Source organism: Halorientalis persicus (assembly GCF_900110215.1).
Classification (GTDB): domain Archaea; phylum Halobacteriota; class Halobacteria; order Halobacteriales; family Haloarculaceae; genus Halorientalis; species Halorientalis persica.
On the sequence record NZ_FOCX01000013.1, the window covers coordinates 116,386 to 133,990 of the forward strand.

Sequence of the window (17,605 nt, forward strand, 5' to 3'; positions counted from 1 at the left end):
CACCGCTCGTCGTTGATCAGTCGTCTGCGAGCGACCGTCCGGGCGTCGATCGACCGTACTCATCCCCTTTCCCGCCATCGAATGTGGTGGCGATCCGCTCGCCAGCGCGCTTCGCGCCGACGACGTTGCGCGCGAGCGGACCGACTGTTCCCTCAGCGAGGGCACCGGTCACGTAGACCTGGGAACCTTCTCCCTCCCGACGTTGCCAGGCCAGCGTCTCGTCGTTGAGGACCGGCACGTTGCAATAGCCACGTTCGAGATCAAGCCAAGAGGCGATACGGGCAGCCATCGGTGAGTCGAACGGCGACTCGAATCCGGTCGCGAGGAGGATGCGTGCGACAGTTCGACTGGTCCCATCGCCGAACCGCACGAGCAGTCCGTCAGTGACCGGTGCGACCGTTTCGATAGTGCCATGTCGGCAGTCGAGGTGGGTATGCCGTTCGAGATCCTTGATCTCGTCGAACAGATACGGCGGTATCGTGCCGTCGTTCCGTGCCTGCTGTACGGTTCGGTAGCGTCGTTCAGAGCCGGGTGGATAACAGTGCAGCTCACGTTCGACGTGTCGCCAGTTGATCCAGCACGGATTTGCTTCCGATTCGGCTGTCTCGATCGGCGTTCGATGACAGAGCGTTACGGAACCGCCCCGCTCGGCGAGCGTAGCCACGACCTGCCCTGCTGTAATCCCACCACCGACGACGAGTGACTCTCCGGATGCCGTAGTTTCTGTGGGTGAGAACGACTCGTTCCAGACGTGCTGGATTCGTTCGTTGTCCGAGATTGGGTCGGCCCACGTCGGCCAGGTATACTCGCCCCCCATCCCGATAGCCAAGACCAAAGACCCAGCGTCGAAGGAACCGCCCGTCGTCTCGACCGTGACGCCGTCATCCCGTCGAGTCACGTTCGTCATCCGCGCTTCGACGACCGACTCCGTGAGATTGTGCTGATCCACGACAAACTGTGCGTGGTCGAGGAACAGTGACAGCGTCGGTCGTGGCGGGTAGTTCCTGGTCGGGACGAGTTCGTGTTCTCGGTCGCGCCCCTCGGCGAACGACTCGAGACTGAACGGTTCCGGTGAGACGTGCTGGACGAACGTCGAACGTAGTGTTTCCATCCCGCACCGTCGAGCCTTCGCCTCGAAGGCTGCGAGCGGTTCCCCGTGTTCGTCGACGATGCGGATGTCGTCCGTCGTCAGGTCAGTCTCGGCGAGCAGGCGGACGGCGAGGGTCGTCCCGTGGATGCCACAGCCGACAATGACGACAGCAGTGTCGCGGTGGGTCTCACCGTCGTTCGTCATCGGACCCTCCATCGGCTTTCGGTTCGCCAGTGGCGTCGCCGTGAGTCCGGTCGGACAGCTTGTTGAGACGCCACCGGCCGGTTCTGTGCTGCATTCGCGTCGGAACTCCGAGCCGCCGATACACCAGAGACAGCACGTAGAGCCCGATTCCGGTGAGGACGATAGTGCCGCCCGCTGCGAGTCCGTACTGATAGGAGAGCGTCACGCCCGTGACGACGGTGATTTCGGCCACGAGGACGCCCGCGAGAAGGGAGCGCTTGAAACTGCGCGACCCGTCGGCAGTCGCGACTGGAATGACGAGCAGTGCGGCGACGAGGATGACACCCATGACCTGCATCGCGCTGACGACGACGAGCGCGGTCAGGACGACCATCAATCGGTTGTACCAGGTGACGCTGATACCCGCTGCCCGTGCTGCTGTGGCGTCGAAGGTGACGTACAGCAGCGGTCGGTAGGCGACCGCAACCGCGGCCGACACGAGTCCGGTCATGAAGACCAGGAGACCGACGCTGGCTTTGGAGACCGTTGCGAGCGAGCCGAAGAGGTACGCGTCGATACCGACTGCAATGCCACCGTCGGTCGCCGTGATGAGCACGCTCCCCAGCGCGAAGCCGCCGGTCAGCACCATCGCTAGCGAGGTGTCCGTCGAGACGTCGCCGTACTGGACGAGCAGTTCCACGAGCAACGCCGTGCCGACGGCAACGACGAGCGCGCTGTGAATCGGTGCGAGCGACAGCGAGAGGGCGTTGTTGACGAACAGCCCCACGGCAACGCCGGCGAAGGCCGTGTGCGCGAGTGTGTCCGCGATCATCGACATCTCTCGGTGGACGAGGAACGTGCCGACGAGCGGACCGATGATCCCGATACAGATTGCGGCCAGATAGGCACGCTGCATGAAGGCGAACTCGAGTGCCGGCATCCCGAGCACTCTCGCAAGCACTTCCATGAACGCACCGTAGAGATCATCGAGGAACCAGTCGAACGGGGCGAACGCGAACAGCGTCAGCGGAGCGGTAGTTCCGAACATATCAGTGATCGTGTTCCAGCACGGCCTGTTCGGCCCCATAGGCGTCGGCCAGGGCGTTCGTCTCGACGAACGTCTCGGGGTCGCCATCGAAGTACAGCTCCCGATTGATGCAGACGATCTCAGTCGCGTGGTTGGTGACGACACCGATGTCGTGCTCGATGAGGATGATGGTGATCCCAGTCGCGTTCAGGTCGTGCAGGAGGTCGTAGAAGGCTTCACGTGACTCGGCGTCGACGCCGACCGTCGGCTCGTCGAGGACGAGCAGGTCCGCCTCTGCAGCCAGCGCGCGAGCGATGAACACCCGCTGTCGCTGCCCACCGGACAGCCGGCTCACTCGGCGATCTATCAGTTCGGTTAGATCAACGCGTTCGAGCGCGTTGTCGATCGCTCGTCGGTCCGTCTCCGAGAAGCGACCGACGAGCCGGTGGGGGTACCGACCCATCGTGACAGCTTCGCGGACAGTGACTGGCATACGACCGGCCGCTTTCGTCGCGTGCTGGGCAACGTAGGCGACCCGTTCGCCGTCGTCGAACGCGTGTGCCGGCTCGCCGAACAGCCGAACCGCTCCGCTGTCTGGACGGCGCAGTCCGAGCATGAGTTCGACCAGCGTCGTCTTTCCCGACCCGTTCGGGCCGACGAGGCCGAGAAACGCGCCCGGCTCGATTTCGAGAGAGACGTCGTCGACCACGGGACGGTCGGCGAAGGCAAAGGACGCGTTCTCGACGGTCACGACTGCCTCCGAAACCGTCTCGACCGTTGTACCGTTCATCGCCACTCCCCGAGGTCGGCGAAATCCGTCACGTCGGCCGTCAGCCACTGCGCCAGCAACGAAATCTCGTCCACGTCCGACGGATAGATCGTTCTCCGGGGTGGCCCGTCTTTGGAATCGACGACAGCCGACGCCAGTTGCGGTGGCTGGTCACAGTCACGACTGACGACCCAGTCCGGGTCAGTCTCACGTCGATGCGACTCGCACTCACTCGTCATCGTGCGTCGAGTGCCTGCTCCAGGGTGGGGAGGTTGACGTTCTCCATGACCTCGACGTACCCCCAGCCTTCGTCAGCCCACTCCTGGGTCTGTCCTGGAATCGGGGTCAGCGGGAGTACCTCTTGGGCGTCCGTTTCTGCGACGAGTTGGTTGGCAGCCGTCTGACTTTCCAGCGGGTCCGCACAGACGTACTGGAGATCGTGCTCGTCGATGAGTTGCTGTGCCTGCTCGATGTCCTCCAGCGTCGGCTCGTCGTCCGGCGAGACGCTCGTCAGCGTCTTGGCCTCGAACCCGTAGCGAGCGCCGAGATAGCCGAAGGCGTTGTGCCCTGCGACGAAGACGACGTCCTTCGAGGCCCCGTCGAGACTGCTCTGCATCGAACTGTGTAGGTCGTCGAGTTCCTGCTTGTACGCGCTGGCGTTGCTCTCGTACGTGGACGAGTTCCCGCTATCGACGTTCGCAAAGCCCTGCTGAATGTTGTCGACGGCCGTCTTCGCCCGAACCGGGTCGATCCAGAAGTGCGGATCCATCCCGCCCGAGTGGTCGTGGCCGTGTTCGCCGTCGTGGTCGCCCTCACTCTCGTGTTCTCCTTCGGTTTCGTGGCCGCCTTCGCCTTCGTGGCCGTGGTCGCCCTCGTGCTCGTGTCCACCAGCTATTTCAGTCACTTCTGGCGAGACCGACGTGCCACTCTCGTTTGACAGCGTCGCGCTGAACTCCGAGGGAACGTGCTGGGCGAACAGCACGTAGTGTCCGTCTGACTCGATCTGGAGACGGTAGTTCGTCGTCCCGCTCTCGGCGAACTGGAGCGTGTAGAGCGACTCCGAGGACGGCGTGAGTGTCCCTTCAGCTTCGACCGGCGTGTGTGCGTCGTGACCGCTCTCGTACAGCGAGTGTGCAGTTTCTTCGACGTGGTGGATGCCGTGGTCGCCACCCTCATCGGTCGCGAGGACGGCAAGGTGCATCCGTGGATCCGGCCCCTGCTCGAACTCGTAGGTGTACGTTCCGGCGTCCAGGTGATACAGGCCAGCCCACTCCCACGGGGGCGAGCCGCCGTGTCCGCTCTCGTCACTGTGTTCGTCTTCGCCTTCGTGGCCGTGCTCTTCTTCGTGAGCGTGCCCGGCCTCGCGAAGGTCGACACCGGCACTGGCGTTCACGAGGGCGACGTCGGCGTCGTCGGATTTGATCGTCTCGACGATGTCGTCGGCCCACGGCTGGAAGCCCTCCATCCCGTGAACGAACAGGTCCGATTTCAGGACGGTCTGTTGCACTTTCGGCCCCGGTTCCCAGCCGTGGCCGTGCTGGCCCACCGGAACGAGCGTCTCGCCAGTCGCTGTGTCGCCTGCGACCTTCGAGGCGAAATCACCGAAGACGAAAAACGACGCCTGGGCAGTCGTCCCGCTGGATTCGTTGCCGCCCCCCAGACAGCCAGCGAGGGCACTTGCAGCGACTGCTCCGATTCCACCAGTAACGAATCGTCGGCGTGTATGTTCTGCCATCAATTATTACCGATAGTCGACTAGGTAATAAGAGCTATGATTTTTAGAAGCAATCTTAATAACAATATTTTTACTACATGGTGAGATCGATCAGAGAGTCTCGCCTGCACCAGTGAAACAGCTAAAAATCAGCTGCTATTGGCACTCACCATTGTACTAGGTGCAGAGGATGGCGTCAGTACACTCAGTTCGGTTCTTCCAGCTATTCGCTAGTCACCGTCTCCGAAATATGAATAGAGATATCCCGGTCGTTGTGGCTCTGTGACGGAACTTGGTGGACTACTCTTCTCCCCCCGCTGAGCTTAGTCTTCCAGTCCGAAATCTGCGAGCGAATGTGTATGATGCCAGAAAGCCACTACCTCATCAACATCGAACGTGAGGACACCGTCAGTCAACTGGATTGTAATGACACCGTCCTCAATCGCCGTATCGTGGAGGTGCATCTCCAATGGTTCATCGAATTCCGAGACTGCGATCATCAGTTCACCTTTCGCTTCGAGTTCCGATTGGAGTTCTGCTGTTTCTACTACCATCGCATATAGGAATACGATTTACCGAATAATAAAAATATGTTTTTCTTCCCAGAGTCCTGTTTTCGTCAAAACAATTTAGTCCGTGGAATACGCTTTGATCCCAACGAACAATATTCAATGCACTGAATAAATACCTCATTTTCGCCATCTTTGGCAAGGGCTACTTCGAGAAATACTCGATAACACTCGCTGCAAGGCCGAAAACAAGCGACTCGATACGCCGGTTAGGCCAATTCGGAAAACGGTGAGTCGTCGGCTGTCTGGTCTGCGTCGGATCGAACCGCGTACGCAAGCGTGTAGTAATCTCGTTCGCCGAGTTCGTCCGGATCGTCAGTGATGAGTGGGTCCTCATCGTCCATGAACAGTCGCCGTCCGAACGTCACGTCGTAGCCCGCGGCGGTGAGTTTCTCGTGGGTCGTCGGCACGTCGGTGACTTTGAACAGGATCATGCGTTCGGGACCAGTCGGCGCAGCGCCGTCAGCAGCCTCACGCAGACAGAGTTCCTCGCCGGCCTCGATATCGACGCCGAAGACCGAGGCGAACGCCGTCACCGAACTGACGCCCGGAACGACTTCGACATCGACATCCGAATGCTTGCGTTCCAGCGTCCGGCGAAGGTGCCCAAACGTCGAGTAGATACAGGGGTCACCGAGCGTCACGAACGCCGCATCGGCGTCGAGCGCAGTCGGCGCGACAGCGTCAGCCGCCTCTCGCCATGCACGCCGGAGTTCCTCGGGATCGCGCGTCATAGGGAAGTCCAGATCACCGAGTTTGGATTCTGCGACGTACTCCCGAGCGACTCGCCGGGAGAGTCGTCCGGGCGTGTACACGACCGCGACATCTTCGAGCACGCGCTTGCCCCGAACGGTGAGCAGGTCCGCTGCACCGGGACCGAGGCCGATACCGTACAGCGTCATCGGTTACGTGCCCTCATCGTAGCTCTCGACGCCGTCCTGAACCACTTTCTCCGCGAGTACAGCACACGGGACGCGCATCGGCGTCAGCTCGATTCCCAAGAGATCGAGGGCGTCCTCACGGTCGAGGTCACGAACCTCCGAGAGCGTCATTCCCGGGAGCTCTTCGGCAAGCAGGCTCGCGCTCGCGATGCTGATCGCACAGCCCTCTCCAGTAAACGTGACCTCTTCGATCGTTTCACCGTCCTCCGTGAGTCTGAGGTCGAACGTGAGTTCGTCGCCACAGGAAGCGTTCTCGCCAGTGTGAGAGACGGTAGCTGGCGAGAGGCGCCCCCACCTTCGAGGATTGCGGTAGTGATCCAGGATTACCTCCTGATACATTTTCGAACCCTGCATCTACGCTACCTCGTGTCGGGTTGCGAGTCCGGCGAGATGCGGTGCTTCCGGGACGATGATGTCGCGTGACGCCAGCCGAACCGCGTTGACGCTTCCCGGGAGAACGAACACGGGCACGTTCTGGACGATGCCAGCGGTCGCCCGCGTGGCGATGGCACGGGTTCCGACCTCGTCCCACGACAGTCGATGAAACGCTTCCGCGAAGCCGCCCAGCTCTCTGTCGAACAGGTCGGCCGCGGCAGTGGGTGTCACGTCGTCGATGGTCACGCCGGTGCCACCGGTCGTCACGACGACATCCACCTCGTCGCGACCGACGAACTCGCCGAGTGTCGCCTGCACCGCCGCATACTCGTCGGGAATCAGCGTGCGGGCCGTCACGATGTGGTCTGCTCGCTGAAACACGTCCGCGAGACAGTCACCGCTTGGATCCGTCGGTCTCTTGCTGACCGTCGGGTCTCGCGAGGAAGAGACTGTCACGACGCCCACGCCGAGCGGGTCGACGATGTCGTGGTCATCTGCGTCGGTACCTCGCCGGTCGTCTTGCGCCGGCAGCGTCCTGTTCTGAAGACTCATACGGTCGCCACACCCCATTTGTCGACATCGGCATCGAAGACGAGTTCTTCCTCGGCACGGCCAGGGAACGGGTTCTCGTAGCGCTCCCAGTCCTCGTCCATCTCGGCATCGGTCAGCAGACAATCGTCGAGCGAGTTCTGGATCGCGGTTTCGTCGAGGTCGTGGCCGATGAACACGAGGTCGATCTCGCGGTCACCCCACTCTTCGTCCCAGTCGAGGTCGGGTCTGGCTTCTCGGTACGCCTTCCGTTGAAATTCAGGCATGGTCGCGGCCCACTGGCCGTTGACGTCCACTTGAACCTGTGTGCCGGCGAGGTTACAATTGAGCGCGTGTCGCTCTCTGCCGGCGACCCACATGAGTCCCTTCGCGCGGACCACGTCGGCAGGAACGTCTGCGAGCCAGTCGACAAGCCGCTCGGGGTGGAACGGTCGCGGCCGACGGTAGTTACACGAGGTCAGCCCGAACTCTTCGGGCGGGTGGAGGTGATCATCGTGGTCGTGTCCCTCGTGGCTGTGTCCTTCGTTGTCGTGACTGTCCTCGTGGTCGTGATCGTCTGAATCGTGACCCTCCCCGTCCTCGTCGTCCGTCGCTTCCTGGTGATACTTGTGTGCCTGTTTCCAGCCAGCGCCGCCACTCACCCGGTCGAGGTCGAATCGTCCCACGTCGAGGAGGACACACGGGTCGACCCGTCCGCGTTCGGCTGTCTCGATGTCTGCCTGTGGCTGCAAGGCTCGGATCAGGGACTCGACCTCAGCTAACTCCTCGTCCGTGACGAGATCCGTCTTGTTGAGCAGGACCAGATCACAGAATTCGACCTGTTCGGCCAGGAGATCCGAGAGAGGTTTCGCGTCCTCGGTCACCTCGTTGACTTCCGCACCGGCGATGAACACGTCGTGGAACAGCGCGGCATCGACGACGGTGACGATGGTGTCGAGGTTGTAGTGAAACGCTGCCTGGCGATTGCTCCGCACTGTCTGTGCGACTTCTGCGGGGTCGCTCATTCCAGAGGGTTCGACAACGAGCGCGTCGAACTCGACTGTCTTGGCCAACTCGACGATCGTCTGGCCGAACTCATTGGCGAGCCCACAGCAAATGCACCCGTTCGAGAGCTCTGTTACGGTGGTCTCGTCGTCGTCGAGCGTGACCTGCCGCTCGACGAGGGCAGCATCCACGTTCACCTCGCCCATGTCGTTGACGAGCACCGCGATTTCCCGTTCTTCGGGCGCGTTTTCGAGCAGATGGTTCAGCGTCGTCGTCTTCCCGGCACCGAGCCCGCCGGAGAGGATCGAGACTGGAATATCGGAGGCCGACATGGCTACTGGTCTGCGAGGGCCAGTTCCTCCTGGAGGTCAGGTGCGAACGGGTCGACGTAGTTGCTCCAGTCCTCGTCCATCTCGGCGTCGGACAGCAGACACTCGTCGAGACGCTCAACCAGTTGCTCCTCGTCGACGTCACGGCCGATGAAGACGAGTTCGATGCCCCGGTCACCCCACTGGTCGTCCCACTCCTCTTTGATCTGGGGACGCGCAGCGAAGTACCGCTGCTGTTGGGGCTCGGGGAGCGTCGCGATCCACTGCCCTTTCGGCCCGGCGCGCACGGACTGGCCGGCCTTGTCCAGTCCCATCGACACGTCTTCGCGACCGGCCGACCAAAAAAAGCCTTTGGCACGAATCACGCTATCCGGGAGCTCTGCAAGCGTCCGGGCGATTCGCTCGGGGTGGAACGGCCGCCGGCGCTCGTAGACGAACGAACTCACACCGTGTTCCTCGGCAGCGGCGTCGTGATGATGGCCGTGCTGGAGTTCCTGTTTCCACCCCGCGGATTGGCTCACCTGCTCGAAGTCGAAGCGTCCAGTCCCGAGGATCTGTTCGGGTGCGACTTCCCCGTGCTCGGTTCGGATGATCTCTGCCTGCGGTTGGAGCGTCTCGATGACGGCCTCGATCTCGTCCAGTTCGTCGTCAGGCACCAGATCGCACTTGTTCAATAGCAGCACGTCACAGAACTCGATCTGATCCATGAGGACCTCCTCCGGAACGCGGTTGTCGTCCGGTTCCAGATCGTCGTCGGTCAGTACTTGACCCGACTCGAAGCCCTGCCAGAAGCTGTGAGCGTCGACGACGCTCACCATCGTATCGAGTTCGTACACGCCCGTCGGGTCGAACGAGGCGTCCTCGAAGCCCTGTGCGAACGTCTGTGCGACCGGAATCGGTTCGCTGATTCCCGATGATTCGACGAGCAGGTAATCGAACTCACGGGTTTCAGCGAGCCGACCGACCTCGTCGAGCATGTCACCGCGTAGTCGACAGCAGATACACCCGTTCGACATCTCGATGACTTCTTTCTCTTCCTGGGTGAGATCGGATTCCTGTTCGACGAGGTCGGCGTCAACGTTCACCTCTCCCATATCGTTGACGAGGACTGCCGCGTCGAGTTCGTGGTCGCTGTTCAGGACGTGGTTGAGCGTCGTCGTCTTGCCCGCCCCGAGGCTCCCGCTCAAAACCGTCACTGGAATCGGATCGGAGTTATCGGTACTCATAGCCACAGATATGAAATCTACACACTTGAATATTAGTTATTACGAAACTAAGATAGAGTATTAATAATTCTGAGTGCTGGGTCAGGTGCGTCTTACAAGCGAGATGTTGACGCGACCGACCGCATCGAAATCACGGAGATCGTACAGGAGGCTCCGTATCTGGGCAGCATCCCCCTGGCAAAACACCGTTTCGAGACACCAGTCTCCCTCGTGTACGTGACTGGTCGACGCGATGATATCGTCGTACTCGTGTTGCACGCCATGGATGTCCTCAATGATTCGCTCGTGTTCATAATCGAACGCGAGGACGGCGACGACTGTGCCGTCGACCGATTCGAGGGCGGTGTGTGACTCGATATACTCCGTCATCGCCTCTCGGACCGCTCGCGAGCGTGAGTCGTACCCTTCACGCTGCCACGTCGCATCGAAGTCGTCGAGCAGTTCCTCCGGGATATTGAAGCTGGTACGCATCGCTGTTGCTAATTATGAAGCCCAGTATAATATTTGTTCATAGTTCTCGAAGAGTGTTACATAACCTCGATAACCGTGCTAACAGCCCTTATGCACCCAGAAATCGTAGGATGTGGTGCAATGTGCCACTGCTTTGGTGCGGTGACGGAACTGACCGATGAAGAGCGACGGGAACTGGTCGAGGACCACTCGGAACAGGAACTCCGAGATGCGTACTCGGATGACGAACTCGAGACGCTGGGAATTGCAGCGTAGCACGCCTCACAACGTTGGTCGTTGAATCGAATCGACGGGAAACAGTGAGTATTCGACCTGCACATCTTCGTTGGTCGCTTCGACATCGCGGACGAACTCCGAGACAGTCGCCAGTTCTCCCTCGATGATGAACGTCTCGACACATCCCTGATCGTCGCAGATGCAACTGTGTGAATTCGACCGGACGGCACTTGCGTGTGTGTGCCGAAGCTCGGTCATTTTCGTCTCCACAGCCGGGCTGTCGTACGGAAACAGCGCGCTTACGATCGCCACAAGGTCTCGGTCTTCGAGTGAGGGTTCCCGGAACTCCTGGACCAGTTTTCGTCCAGCTTCTCGAAAGAGTTCGCTCCGCCCAGAGTAATCGTGGGTCTCGACAATGTCGTCGATTTCTTCGAGAAGATCCTCCGGCATGGAGACGCTGACAATTCCCATATCATAAAAGAGGACGCCAATATAATAAAATCTGTTATTACACAATTCAGTATTGATAGTACGCCTCCGCCGGAATACGATCTCTACTGTGGGAACTTACCTTGTTGCCGCACGTGGTTGTTACTCTGCACGGATGATTTAGTAATTCAGAATAAGAAGAGCGGGCGAATTATAACAACTCCTTTTATGGCATTATCACTAAGATAATAACGCAATGGCATACGCGTGTTCCACCTGCGACGCAGAGTTCCAGAGTGCAGCTGGTGTCACCCAGCACGTGGCACTTCACCACGACACCTGTGCGGAATGTAACGAGGAGTTCGACGAGACTGATCAGCTCCGCGAACACATCCACGAGTCGCACTGAGTCGCCCGCGGGTAGCGACGATCTTTTCGAGGAGATAATACACACCCAACATCAGATACTACTCCTTACTAATATTGATGAAGTTATTAATACACAGTTCACGAATCAGGGAATAGATGAGCTACACGAAGACCAACTATGAAGATGTGGACAAAGTCTCGGATGCGATGCACTTCCTGCGAGAGCCACTGGAGTGCCGACAGGTTGGTATCACAATTGCTCGCTGTGAGCCGGGATGGAGTTCACAGCCACACGATCACACCGAAGACGAACACGAGGAGGTGTACGTGTTGATCACTGGGTCGGCGACAGTTCGTGTCGACGACGAGGACGTTCCCGTGGAGAGCGGTGACGCGGTCTGGATTCCCCCAGCGGCGACGCGACAGATCCGGAACGGCGACGAGGAGAGCGCGTTCGTCCTGGTGAGTGCGCCGAGCGACAGCGACGACGGTGCAAATGGTAGCCCTTCGTGGCGAATGAGCGGATTTCAGGGGTGAAATCTATGGATCCAGTATTACCGTGGCGACTGCAAACCGAGGATCCTGGATCGGCCCAGTTCCGTCACGATACAGGTTTGTCATCCGGAGACCAATCGTGATATATGACGAGTGACCGTTTCGACTACGAGGCGATTGGTGTAATCCGGACGCCCTTCGAGTCACCCGAAGGGATGCCAATCCAGCCGGTCGGAAACGATGCCACAGAGGGAATCGTCGAAGTTGAGGAGGCATACGAAGACGGGTTGAAGGACCTGAACGGGTTCACTCATTGTATCCTGCTCTACCATTTCCATGAGTCACCCAATCGATCCTCACTACACGTCGTACCGTTCCTCGATGAGAAAAAAAGAGGCGTGTTCGCTACACGGGCCCCACAACGGCCGAACCGAATCGGGATTTCAATCGTCGAGATCGATACCATCGCGGGTCAAAAAGTAGTCGTGGACGGAATCGACGTCGTCGATGGAACCCCGTTGCTGGATATCAAGCCATTCGTTCCCGAATTCGACGTTCCAGAAAGTGCGGATACGGGTTGGCTCGACGCATCGATATCAACTGTTCGATCAAAACGAGCCGATGGAAGGTTCCGTTAATTAGCCTAGTTCCGGTACGACCGGATACAAACAGTGTCGATTGGGAGGTCGTCAGTTGATTCTTACCGCATCACGTCGGCCTCACTGACCGAGACGCTCCCGGATGTCCGAGACGTACTCGACGAACTCGATGTCCGTTCGCTGACGGGGCCGATCCAGCGAGACGTCGACGACATCGTCGACTCGCCCGGGATCGGCAGCCATCACGAGGATGCGATCCGCGAGCGTGACAGCTTCCTCGACTTCGTGGGTCACGAACAGGATGGTTTTGTTCGTCGCACGCCAGATGTCCAGTAGTTCCCCGTGGAGCGTGTCGCGGGTGTTCGGATCGAGGCTCCCGAAGGGTTCGTCCATCAGTAACACGTCGGGATCGACCGCGAGCGCGCGAGCGATGCCGACCCGCTGTTTCATCCCGCCCGAGAGTTCTTTCGGATAGGCATCCTCGAAGCCAGACAACCCGACAAGGTCGACCAACTCCTGGACGCGTTGCTCGCAATCCGGACACTCACAGGTCGGGCGGTCGAGCCCGAACCGGATGTTCCCACGAACGGTGCGCCACGGGAACAGCGCATAGTTCTGGAACACCATCCCACGGTCGATACCGGGCTCGGTCACCCGCTCGTCGTCGACATATACACTGCCCTCGCTCGGTGATTCAAGGCCCGCGATGGTCCGGAATAGCGTCGTCTTGCCACAGCCAGACGGGCCGACGATACAGAGGAACTCCCCGTCTGCGACCTCGAAGCTCACGTCGTCGAGCGCGGTGACGGATTCCCCGCGGACCTCGTATCGCTTGGAGAGACTGTCGACGACGATTTTCGACTCACTGTCTGCAATATCACCCGACTCCGCGGGTGAGTCAGTCAGCGCCATGCCAGAACCCTCCGTTCGAAGGTGCGGAAGCTCACATCCATTCCGACGTAAACGAGGCTGATGACGAGCATATATGCGACGCTGGTGTCCACTGCGAGGTTGTTCGAGGCGTTAATGATCTCGTAGCCGACGCCCGGTGCCCCGAACAGCTCCGCCCCGACGACGATCATCCAGCACCGACCGATGCTCGTCCGGAAGGCAGTAAGCACGCTCGGAGCGGCAGCCGGCAGCATCACGAGGCGAATCATCTGCCAGTCAGTCTCGACGCCGAGGCTAGACGCGACCTCCGTGTAGTCCGTCGAGACGCCTTCGACACCGCTGTAGGCACCGTAGAAGTTGATCCAGAACGCGCCGACAAATACGATGAACGCAGCGCCTGTGTGGTGGATCCCGAACCAGAGGATGGCGAAGACGACCCACGCCAGCGGGGGAATCGGTCGGAGGATGCGAACGACCGGCGTGAGATAATCGTCGATCTGTCCCGACCAGCCCATCGTCACACCGAGGGCGATACCGCCCGTCGCCCCGAGTAAGAGTCCCGGAATGTAATGCAGAAGGCTCTGCCCGAGTTTGAACAGGCCGACTGGAATCGCCACGTTCCCGACGAGCGGGACGGCGACGGGTGTCGACTCGGTGAACAGGTCGACGAAAGCAGTTGCCGAGGCGATTGGCCCGGGAAGGAGATACGACGGCGTCGTTACCTGGGCACCGGCCCACCAGACGACCAGAAAGGCGATGAGACCAACCGCACCTCGGCCGAGTCGAAGCGGGCTGCTATCATCGAACAGGTCGAGCGCGCTCGTCTCGTCGTCGCCGTCGGTCGCTGTTCCGAGACTCATCGTGCGATTGCATCGTACGCTCCGAAATGGAACAGCTGCTCGTTGTCGACGTCAGAGTCCGTGTTCCCGACGTCGGCGACGTACTGTGCCATGGTCTCGGTCTGACTGGTTATCGCGTGCGGGTCCGAGAGGAAGTTCGATGCGGTAGAGTCCATCGCTCGCACCGCGAGGTCGTTACTCACACCGGACCCGATGACTGCACTGGCGTCTCTGGCGGCCGCTTCCGGGTCGTCGCGGATGAAGTTCGTCGCGTCGGCGTGTGCCGAGACGAGTCCCTCGGCCACGTCCGTATCGTCGACGACGCGCTTCTGGGCGAACAGCACAGTCACCGGGTGACCATCGAGAACCGCACCGGACCACGCGACCTCCCGAAAGTCCGCGTCGTTGCCGATAACAGTTGCGAACGGCTCTTGAATGATCGTCGCATCGATATCGCCTGCCTGCATCGTCTGTGGCGCGTTGGCCGGTGGCACCTTCGACTTGGAGACGACTGACTCCAGGTCCCCGAGTCCGAGGTCCTGTTCGATCCAGTATCGCAGGACGACGTCCGGGACGCTCCCGTCTGGTGGGGCACCGAACCGGACCTTTCTGCCGTTCTGGGACTCGAACCGCTCGAATGCATCTCGACCGTGCTCAGCATACAGATCGGCGAACGCGGCGGTCCCCATCATCTTGAACCCTTCACGAGAGTTCGCTGCCAGCACACTCGCTGGTTTTCCCTTATCAACGAGAACCATCGAGGGCGTGATTCCGAACAGAGCAACATCTATTTCGTCACTGGCGAACGCTTTCACGACGCTTGGGCCACTTGAGAAGCGCTCGGTCTCGACAGGTACTGGAATGTCGTCGTAGAACCCCTCTTTGTCCATCACGTAGTGATGCATATTCGGATAGATCGGAACGTAGGCGACGGTGAGTCGGTCGAGATGGCCGCTGGTACCGCCGCCAAGACAGCCCGCCGTAGCTGTGAGTCCGGCCGTTGCGAGTACCGTTCCGCCTCGAATGACATCGCGCCGTGTCTTCTCTCCCATATAATACCAACAGCTAACTCGTTTCTAATAAGAGTTGTTAATAGCAGACTTATTTTTAATATCCGGGTGGCGGTAGCAGATAGCCGAATTTGAGAAGGGACAGTGGTAGATCACAGTGTGCCTAAAGAGTCTGTGCTGGGCCGAACAGTTGAAAAGTCACTGAGCAGTGGCCGTCGGCACTAGGTCGGCGGAGAGGAGCAGCGACCGACGAAAGACTTCAGGAGATGAGGCTGATGTCGTCGACGGGGTGAACGCTGTAGTCGACCGAGATGGTATCCTTCGTGGCCCGAATCTTCCCCACGAAGGTGGAGATCTCTTCGAGTTGGCCTTCGAGGACGAACAACTCCATACAGTAGTGGTTCCCGACGTGGCTGTGGAAGTTCGACACGACGAGGTTTTCGTGATCGTGACGCAGATGCATCATTTTCTCTTCAACGCTCGTCGTTTCGTAGTCGAACAGGACAGTGACGATCGCCATCAGGTCCCGGTCTTCGAGTCGTTTATCTTCGAACTCGTTGAGGAGGTTCCGAACGGCTTCGCGGACGATTTCACTGCGGCCGGTGTACCCGTGGTCATCACCGAACTCGTCGATCCGTTCTTCCAGTTCGTCCGGCATTGAGATGCTTACGACTCCCATGTATTAACACTGGAGCAGGGAGTTAATATAGATTCATACTTTCGTGGCGTAACTCGTCGGCAGTTTGTTAGTGAGGCTGTTCATGATTGGTATCTGTCGTTGGAAAAAGGACAGAAGGCACGCATCAATTTCCATCCTCCGAGGTTGTGCTTGTTGAGACTACAGCGGGTATAGTGGGGCTGTGATGCGTGTTTTCGAGCGAATTTCCGAGGTGAAGCTGCTTCGGATCTACTCTCGGTAGTCTTCTCGTGTCGTACTACCAACTAGACCGGTGAATTTCCAAGATCCCCGACAGCGTTGCCACTCAGGAATCCGTATTGCCCCGGACAGAGTATCTCCTTATCCGATTCCGGTCTCCTTCTTTAGCAGCGTCAGCGTATTGTCGGCTGTTACGATCGGTGAATGTTCGTACTCACCAGTCAACTCAACCTGCACGAGCAGATCGACAGCTCGCCAGATCGAGTACAACAGGCAGGCGAATGCGAAGTAGAAGAACCGTAGCCCGAAATTCTTTGAGGTCGTCGCACCCATAAACCGCTTGATCGATTTGTAGCCGCTCTCAATTTCCCATCTGTACCCGTACTCGGTAAGAAGCCCGCTATTCCGATTCGTCATGAACACCGAATACTGTCGATGATCGGTGTGTTCGGAGTTCTCTTTCCGTCGGTAGATGAGCGTCGTCGAGTGCCACTCGTTGTCGCCGAGATGCAGTTTTCGATCAGTCTCGTAGCGGTCCTTTCCTTTTTTGAAGAGCCGTTTCGCCTGCGCTTTCTCGCTGGTCTGCATCCGCTTCGGGACGACGTAAGACAGCCCGCGTTGGCTGAGCATCTCCAAGATGTGCTGGCTGTCGAACTCCCGATCCATCAGCACGTTATCGACATGAACAGCCGCCTCTGCCGAGTCCAGGAGGTCTTCGACGATTTCCTTACGCGTATCTCCTTTCTGGACTGGGCGCGCATCTAAGACAATGGGCACAGCGTTCCCGACCAACTGGACGGTCGCCCACTGGTAGGCGTACTCATTGGTCTTCTCTTTCGTCCCGATAATCTCGTCTTCGTGCCCAGTTCGGTTTCCAGTGAAAGGATCGTCCTCGGTGATGTCTATCGCGACAATGCCGGCCCGAAAGAACTCCTCCGTGTCTGCGACTCGATCCAAGAGGCGACTCACAGCTTGGCGGTACATCTCGCGTATCTGTGTGACTGATAGATCACGGACGTGCCCGCGATGGGCGTGGCCGAGTGGTGTCCGCTCCCGATTAGACTCATGGATGAAGCTCCGAGCGCCTTCGTTGACGGCAAGGTTCTCTCGAAGCCCGAGATATGTCTGGAGATCCCAGTAGGCATTCTCGTGGATCTCACAGCCCTCGCCACGGTCCAGTGAGAATGCTGGGAACCCAACGCGACTCACCTGCTCAGTGACTGTCTCAGCCTGCTCTAATACGGTCTGGTCAGATGGGTCCGATTCCGTATCCTCAGTATCGTATCTGCGACTCTGACGCTCTGGTTTGCGTGGGACTGAGACGCCCGCGTTCTGTGCTTTGATGAGAATGGTTCGCGCTGCGGTCTCGACGGTATCCTGGAGTTCAGTAGTGAACCGATGGTGCCAGCTGCGCCACAGCGTGGACTGATCGGGCACCGACTCCAGGTCAAATTGATCCCAGAGATCTGGGTGTTTGGTGAGGTATTCGACGAGGGCAGTTTCGTGGTCCCAGCCATGGCATTCTTTCAGCAGGAATAAGCGAAACAGCGTTGCCATCTCGTAGCTCGTCGAGCCTGCGTATCGGTCGTGGGCATCGAACTGAACGTATGCGAGCGGCACTGCGTGGACGAATGGTTCAACGGCCTCGTGATC

At 59.3% G+C, this 17,605-nt stretch carries 22 protein-coding genes; 4 read left to right on the forward strand and 18 right to left on the reverse strand.

What is annotated here, in order from left to right:
* Positions 1-16: 16 nt before the first annotated feature.
* The 12 genes from BMX17_RS14705 to BMX17_RS14760 all read right to left on the reverse strand — a co-directional run bounded on the left by BMX17_RS14705 (position 17) and on the right by BMX17_RS14760 (position 10,227).
* Entirely contained in the window at positions 17-1,294 is a 1,278-nt protein-coding gene (locus BMX17_RS14705; protein WP_092661433.1) for an FAD/NAD(P)-binding protein, read from the reverse strand.
* Positions 1,278-2,321, reverse strand: coding sequence for a metal ABC transporter permease (locus BMX17_RS14710; protein ID WP_092661387.1), 1,044 nt, complete (start codon positions 2,319-2,321; stop codon positions 1,278-1,280). The genes BMX17_RS14705 and BMX17_RS14710 overlap by 17 nt, the downstream gene beginning before the upstream one ends.
* A gap of 1 nt (position 2,322) precedes the next feature.
* Positions 2,323-3,090, reverse strand: a complete 768-nt coding sequence (locus tag BMX17_RS14715) for a metal ABC transporter ATP-binding protein (RefSeq protein ID WP_092661389.1) — start codon at positions 3,088-3,090, stop codon at positions 2,323-2,325.
* Positions 3,087-3,308: a DUF7511 domain-containing protein gene (locus tag BMX17_RS14720; RefSeq protein ID WP_092661391.1), complete on the reverse strand. Its 222-nt coding sequence runs from the start codon at positions 3,306-3,308 to the stop codon at positions 3,087-3,089. Before BMX17_RS14720 ends, BMX17_RS14715 begins: the two co-directional genes overlap by 4 nt.
* Positions 3,305-4,804 carry a metal ABC transporter substrate-binding protein gene (locus BMX17_RS14725; protein ID WP_092661393.1) on the reverse strand — a complete coding sequence of 500 codons (1,500 nt, stop codon included), beginning with the start codon at positions 4,802-4,804 and terminating at the stop codon, positions 3,305-3,307. Before BMX17_RS14725 ends, BMX17_RS14720 begins: the two co-directional genes overlap by 4 nt.
* A gap of 302 nt (positions 4,805-5,106) precedes the next feature.
* Positions 5,107-5,337, reverse strand: coding sequence for a hypothetical protein (locus tag BMX17_RS14730; protein WP_092661395.1), 231 nt, complete (start codon positions 5,335-5,337; stop codon positions 5,107-5,109).
* Between the two features lie 224 nt (positions 5,338-5,561).
* The gene (locus tag BMX17_RS14735) at positions 5,562-6,254 is read right to left on the reverse strand and encodes a cobalt-factor II C(20)-methyltransferase (protein ID WP_092661398.1); all 693 of its coding nucleotides are present in this window, start codon (positions 6,252-6,254) and stop codon (positions 5,562-5,564) included.
* Positions 6,255-6,257: 3 nt separating this feature from the next.
* Positions 6,258-6,647, reverse strand: a complete 390-nt coding sequence (locus BMX17_RS14740; protein ID WP_092661400.1) for an iron-sulfur cluster assembly scaffold protein — start codon at positions 6,645-6,647, stop codon at positions 6,258-6,260.
* A complete protein-coding gene (locus BMX17_RS14745) occupies positions 6,648-7,220 on the reverse strand; it encodes a MogA/MoaB family molybdenum cofactor biosynthesis protein (protein WP_092661402.1) in 573 nt (190 codons plus the stop codon).
* On the reverse strand, positions 7,217-8,533 hold the full coding sequence (locus BMX17_RS14750) for a CobW family GTP-binding protein (RefSeq protein ID WP_092661404.1): 1,317 nt from the start codon (positions 8,531-8,533) through the stop codon (positions 7,217-7,219). Before BMX17_RS14750 ends, BMX17_RS14745 begins: the two co-directional genes overlap by 4 nt.
* A gap of 2 nt (positions 8,534-8,535) precedes the next feature.
* On the reverse strand, positions 8,536-9,756 hold the full coding sequence (locus BMX17_RS14755; protein ID WP_092661406.1) for a GTP-binding protein: 1,221 nt from the start codon (positions 9,754-9,756) through the stop codon (positions 8,536-8,538).
* 81 nt (positions 9,757-9,837) lie between these two features.
* A complete protein-coding gene (locus BMX17_RS14760) occupies positions 9,838-10,227 on the reverse strand; it encodes a CopG family ribbon-helix-helix protein (protein ID WP_092661408.1) in 390 nt (129 codons plus the stop codon).
* A gap of 120 nt (positions 10,228-10,347) precedes the next feature.
* Between BMX17_RS14760 and BMX17_RS27310 the strand changes: the two genes are divergently transcribed.
* Positions 10,348-10,482, forward strand: a complete 135-nt coding sequence (locus BMX17_RS27310; RefSeq protein ID WP_280141397.1) for a hypothetical protein — start codon at positions 10,348-10,350, stop codon at positions 10,480-10,482.
* Between the two features lie 6 nt (positions 10,483-10,488).
* On the opposite strand, the gene BMX17_RS14765 is transcribed toward BMX17_RS27310, so the two are convergent.
* A complete protein-coding gene (locus BMX17_RS14765) occupies positions 10,489-10,914 on the reverse strand; it encodes a CopG family ribbon-helix-helix protein (RefSeq protein WP_092661410.1) in 426 nt (141 codons plus the stop codon).
* A 214-nt stretch (positions 10,915-11,128) separates the two neighbouring features.
* Here BMX17_RS14765 and BMX17_RS26180 point away from each other — a divergent pair, with 214 nt between their 5' ends.
* From BMX17_RS26180 to tsaA, 3 genes are all read left to right on the forward strand, one after another.
* Positions 11,129-11,281 (forward strand): C2H2-type zinc finger protein, encoded by a 153-nt coding sequence (locus tag BMX17_RS26180; RefSeq protein ID WP_170845425.1) that lies wholly within the window; start codon positions 11,129-11,131, stop codon positions 11,279-11,281.
* A gap of 116 nt (positions 11,282-11,397) precedes the next feature.
* Positions 11,398-11,778, forward strand: coding sequence for a cupin domain-containing protein (locus BMX17_RS14770; protein WP_092661412.1), 381 nt, complete (start codon positions 11,398-11,400; stop codon positions 11,776-11,778).
* Positions 11,779-11,882: 104 nt separating this feature from the next.
* Positions 11,883-12,374 carry a tRNA (N6-threonylcarbamoyladenosine(37)-N6)-methyltransferase TrmO gene (gene tsaA, locus BMX17_RS14775; protein WP_092661414.1) on the forward strand — a complete coding sequence of 164 codons (492 nt, stop codon included), beginning with the start codon at positions 11,883-11,885 and terminating at the stop codon, positions 12,372-12,374.
* Positions 12,375-12,455: 81 nt separating this feature from the next.
* On the opposite strand, the gene BMX17_RS14780 is transcribed toward tsaA, so the two are convergent.
* From BMX17_RS14780 to BMX17_RS14800, 5 genes are all read right to left on the reverse strand, one after another.
* Positions 12,456-13,247 (reverse strand): ABC transporter ATP-binding protein, encoded by a 792-nt coding sequence (locus BMX17_RS14780; RefSeq protein WP_092661417.1) that lies wholly within the window; start codon positions 13,245-13,247, stop codon positions 12,456-12,458.
* Positions 13,238-14,086, reverse strand: coding sequence for an ABC transporter permease (locus tag BMX17_RS14785; RefSeq protein ID WP_092661419.1), 849 nt, complete (start codon positions 14,084-14,086; stop codon positions 13,238-13,240). Before BMX17_RS14785 ends, BMX17_RS14780 begins: the two co-directional genes overlap by 10 nt.
* Entirely contained in the window at positions 14,083-15,117 is a 1,035-nt protein-coding gene (locus BMX17_RS14790) for an ABC transporter substrate-binding protein (protein ID WP_092661421.1), read from the reverse strand. The genes BMX17_RS14785 and BMX17_RS14790 overlap by 4 nt, the downstream gene beginning before the upstream one ends.
* A 217-nt stretch (positions 15,118-15,334) precedes the next feature.
* The gene (gene nikR / locus BMX17_RS14795) at positions 15,335-15,754 is read right to left on the reverse strand and encodes a nickel-responsive transcriptional regulator NikR (protein WP_092661423.1); all 420 of its coding nucleotides are present in this window, start codon (positions 15,752-15,754) and stop codon (positions 15,335-15,337) included.
* Positions 15,755-16,093: 339 nt separating this feature from the next.
* Positions 16,094-17,605: transposase (locus BMX17_RS14800; protein WP_244515016.1), on the reverse strand; the 1,512-nt coding region annotated here is incomplete at its 5' end.

Coding starts and splice junctions, on each gene's coding strand:
- BMX17_RS14745 (WP_092661402.1), bottom strand. CDS start 7,220: ATGAGTCTTCAGAACAGGACGCTGCCGGCGCAAGACGACCGGCGAGGT.
- BMX17_RS14710 (WP_092661387.1), bottom strand. CDS start 2,321: ATGTTCGGAACTACCGCTCCGCTGACGCTGTTCGCGTTCGCCCCGTTC.
- nikR (WP_092661423.1), bottom strand. CDS start 15,754: ATGGGAGTCGTAAGCATCTCAATGCCGGACGAACTGGAAGAACGGATC.
- tsaA (WP_092661414.1), top strand. CDS start 11,883: ATGACGAGTGACCGTTTCGACTACGAGGCGATTGGTGTAATCCGGACG.
- BMX17_RS14715 (WP_092661389.1), bottom strand. CDS start 3,090: ATGAACGGTACAACGGTCGAGACGGTTTCGGAGGCAGTCGTGACCGTC.
- BMX17_RS14765 (WP_092661410.1), bottom strand. CDS start 10,914: ATGGGAATTGTCAGCGTCTCCATGCCGGAGGATCTTCTCGAAGAAATC.
- BMX17_RS14750 (WP_092661404.1), bottom strand. CDS start 8,533: ATGTCGGCCTCCGATATTCCAGTCTCGATCCTCTCCGGCGGGCTCGGT.
- BMX17_RS14720 (WP_092661391.1), bottom strand. CDS start 3,308: ATGACGAGTGAGTGCGAGTCGCATCGACGTGAGACTGACCCGGACTGG.
- BMX17_RS14730 (WP_092661395.1), bottom strand. CDS start 5,337: ATGGTAGTAGAAACAGCAGAACTCCAATCGGAACTCGAAGCGAAAGGT.
- BMX17_RS14705 (WP_092661433.1), bottom strand. CDS start 1,294: ATGACGAACGACGGTGAGACCCACCGCGACACTGCTGTCGTCATTGTC.
- BMX17_RS14760 (WP_092661408.1), bottom strand. CDS start 10,227: ATGCGTACCAGCTTCAATATCCCGGAGGAACTGCTCGACGACTTCGAT.
- BMX17_RS14740 (WP_092661400.1), bottom strand. CDS start 6,647: ATGCAGGGTTCGAAAATGTATCAGGAGGTAATCCTGGATCACTACCGC.
- BMX17_RS14790 (WP_092661421.1), bottom strand. CDS start 15,117: ATGGGAGAGAAGACACGGCGCGATGTCATTCGAGGCGGAACGGTACTC.
- BMX17_RS14770 (WP_092661412.1), top strand. CDS start 11,398: ATGAGCTACACGAAGACCAACTATGAAGATGTGGACAAAGTCTCGGAT.
- BMX17_RS26180 (WP_170845425.1), top strand. CDS start 11,129: ATGGCATACGCGTGTTCCACCTGCGACGCAGAGTTCCAGAGTGCAGCT.
- BMX17_RS14755 (WP_092661406.1), bottom strand. CDS start 9,756: ATGAGTACCGATAACTCCGATCCGATTCCAGTGACGGTTTTGAGCGGG.
- BMX17_RS27310 (WP_280141397.1), top strand. CDS start 10,348: ATGTGCCACTGCTTTGGTGCGGTGACGGAACTGACCGATGAAGAGCGA.
- BMX17_RS14735 (WP_092661398.1), bottom strand. CDS start 6,254: ATGACGCTGTACGGTATCGGCCTCGGTCCCGGTGCAGCGGACCTGCTC.
- BMX17_RS14780 (WP_092661417.1), bottom strand. CDS start 13,247: ATGGCGCTGACTGACTCACCCGCGGAGTCGGGTGATATTGCAGACAGT.
- BMX17_RS14725 (WP_092661393.1), bottom strand. CDS start 4,804: ATGGCAGAACATACACGCCGACGATTCGTTACTGGTGGAATCGGAGCA.
- BMX17_RS14785 (WP_092661419.1), bottom strand. CDS start 14,086: ATGAGTCTCGGAACAGCGACCGACGGCGACGACGAGACGAGCGCGCTC.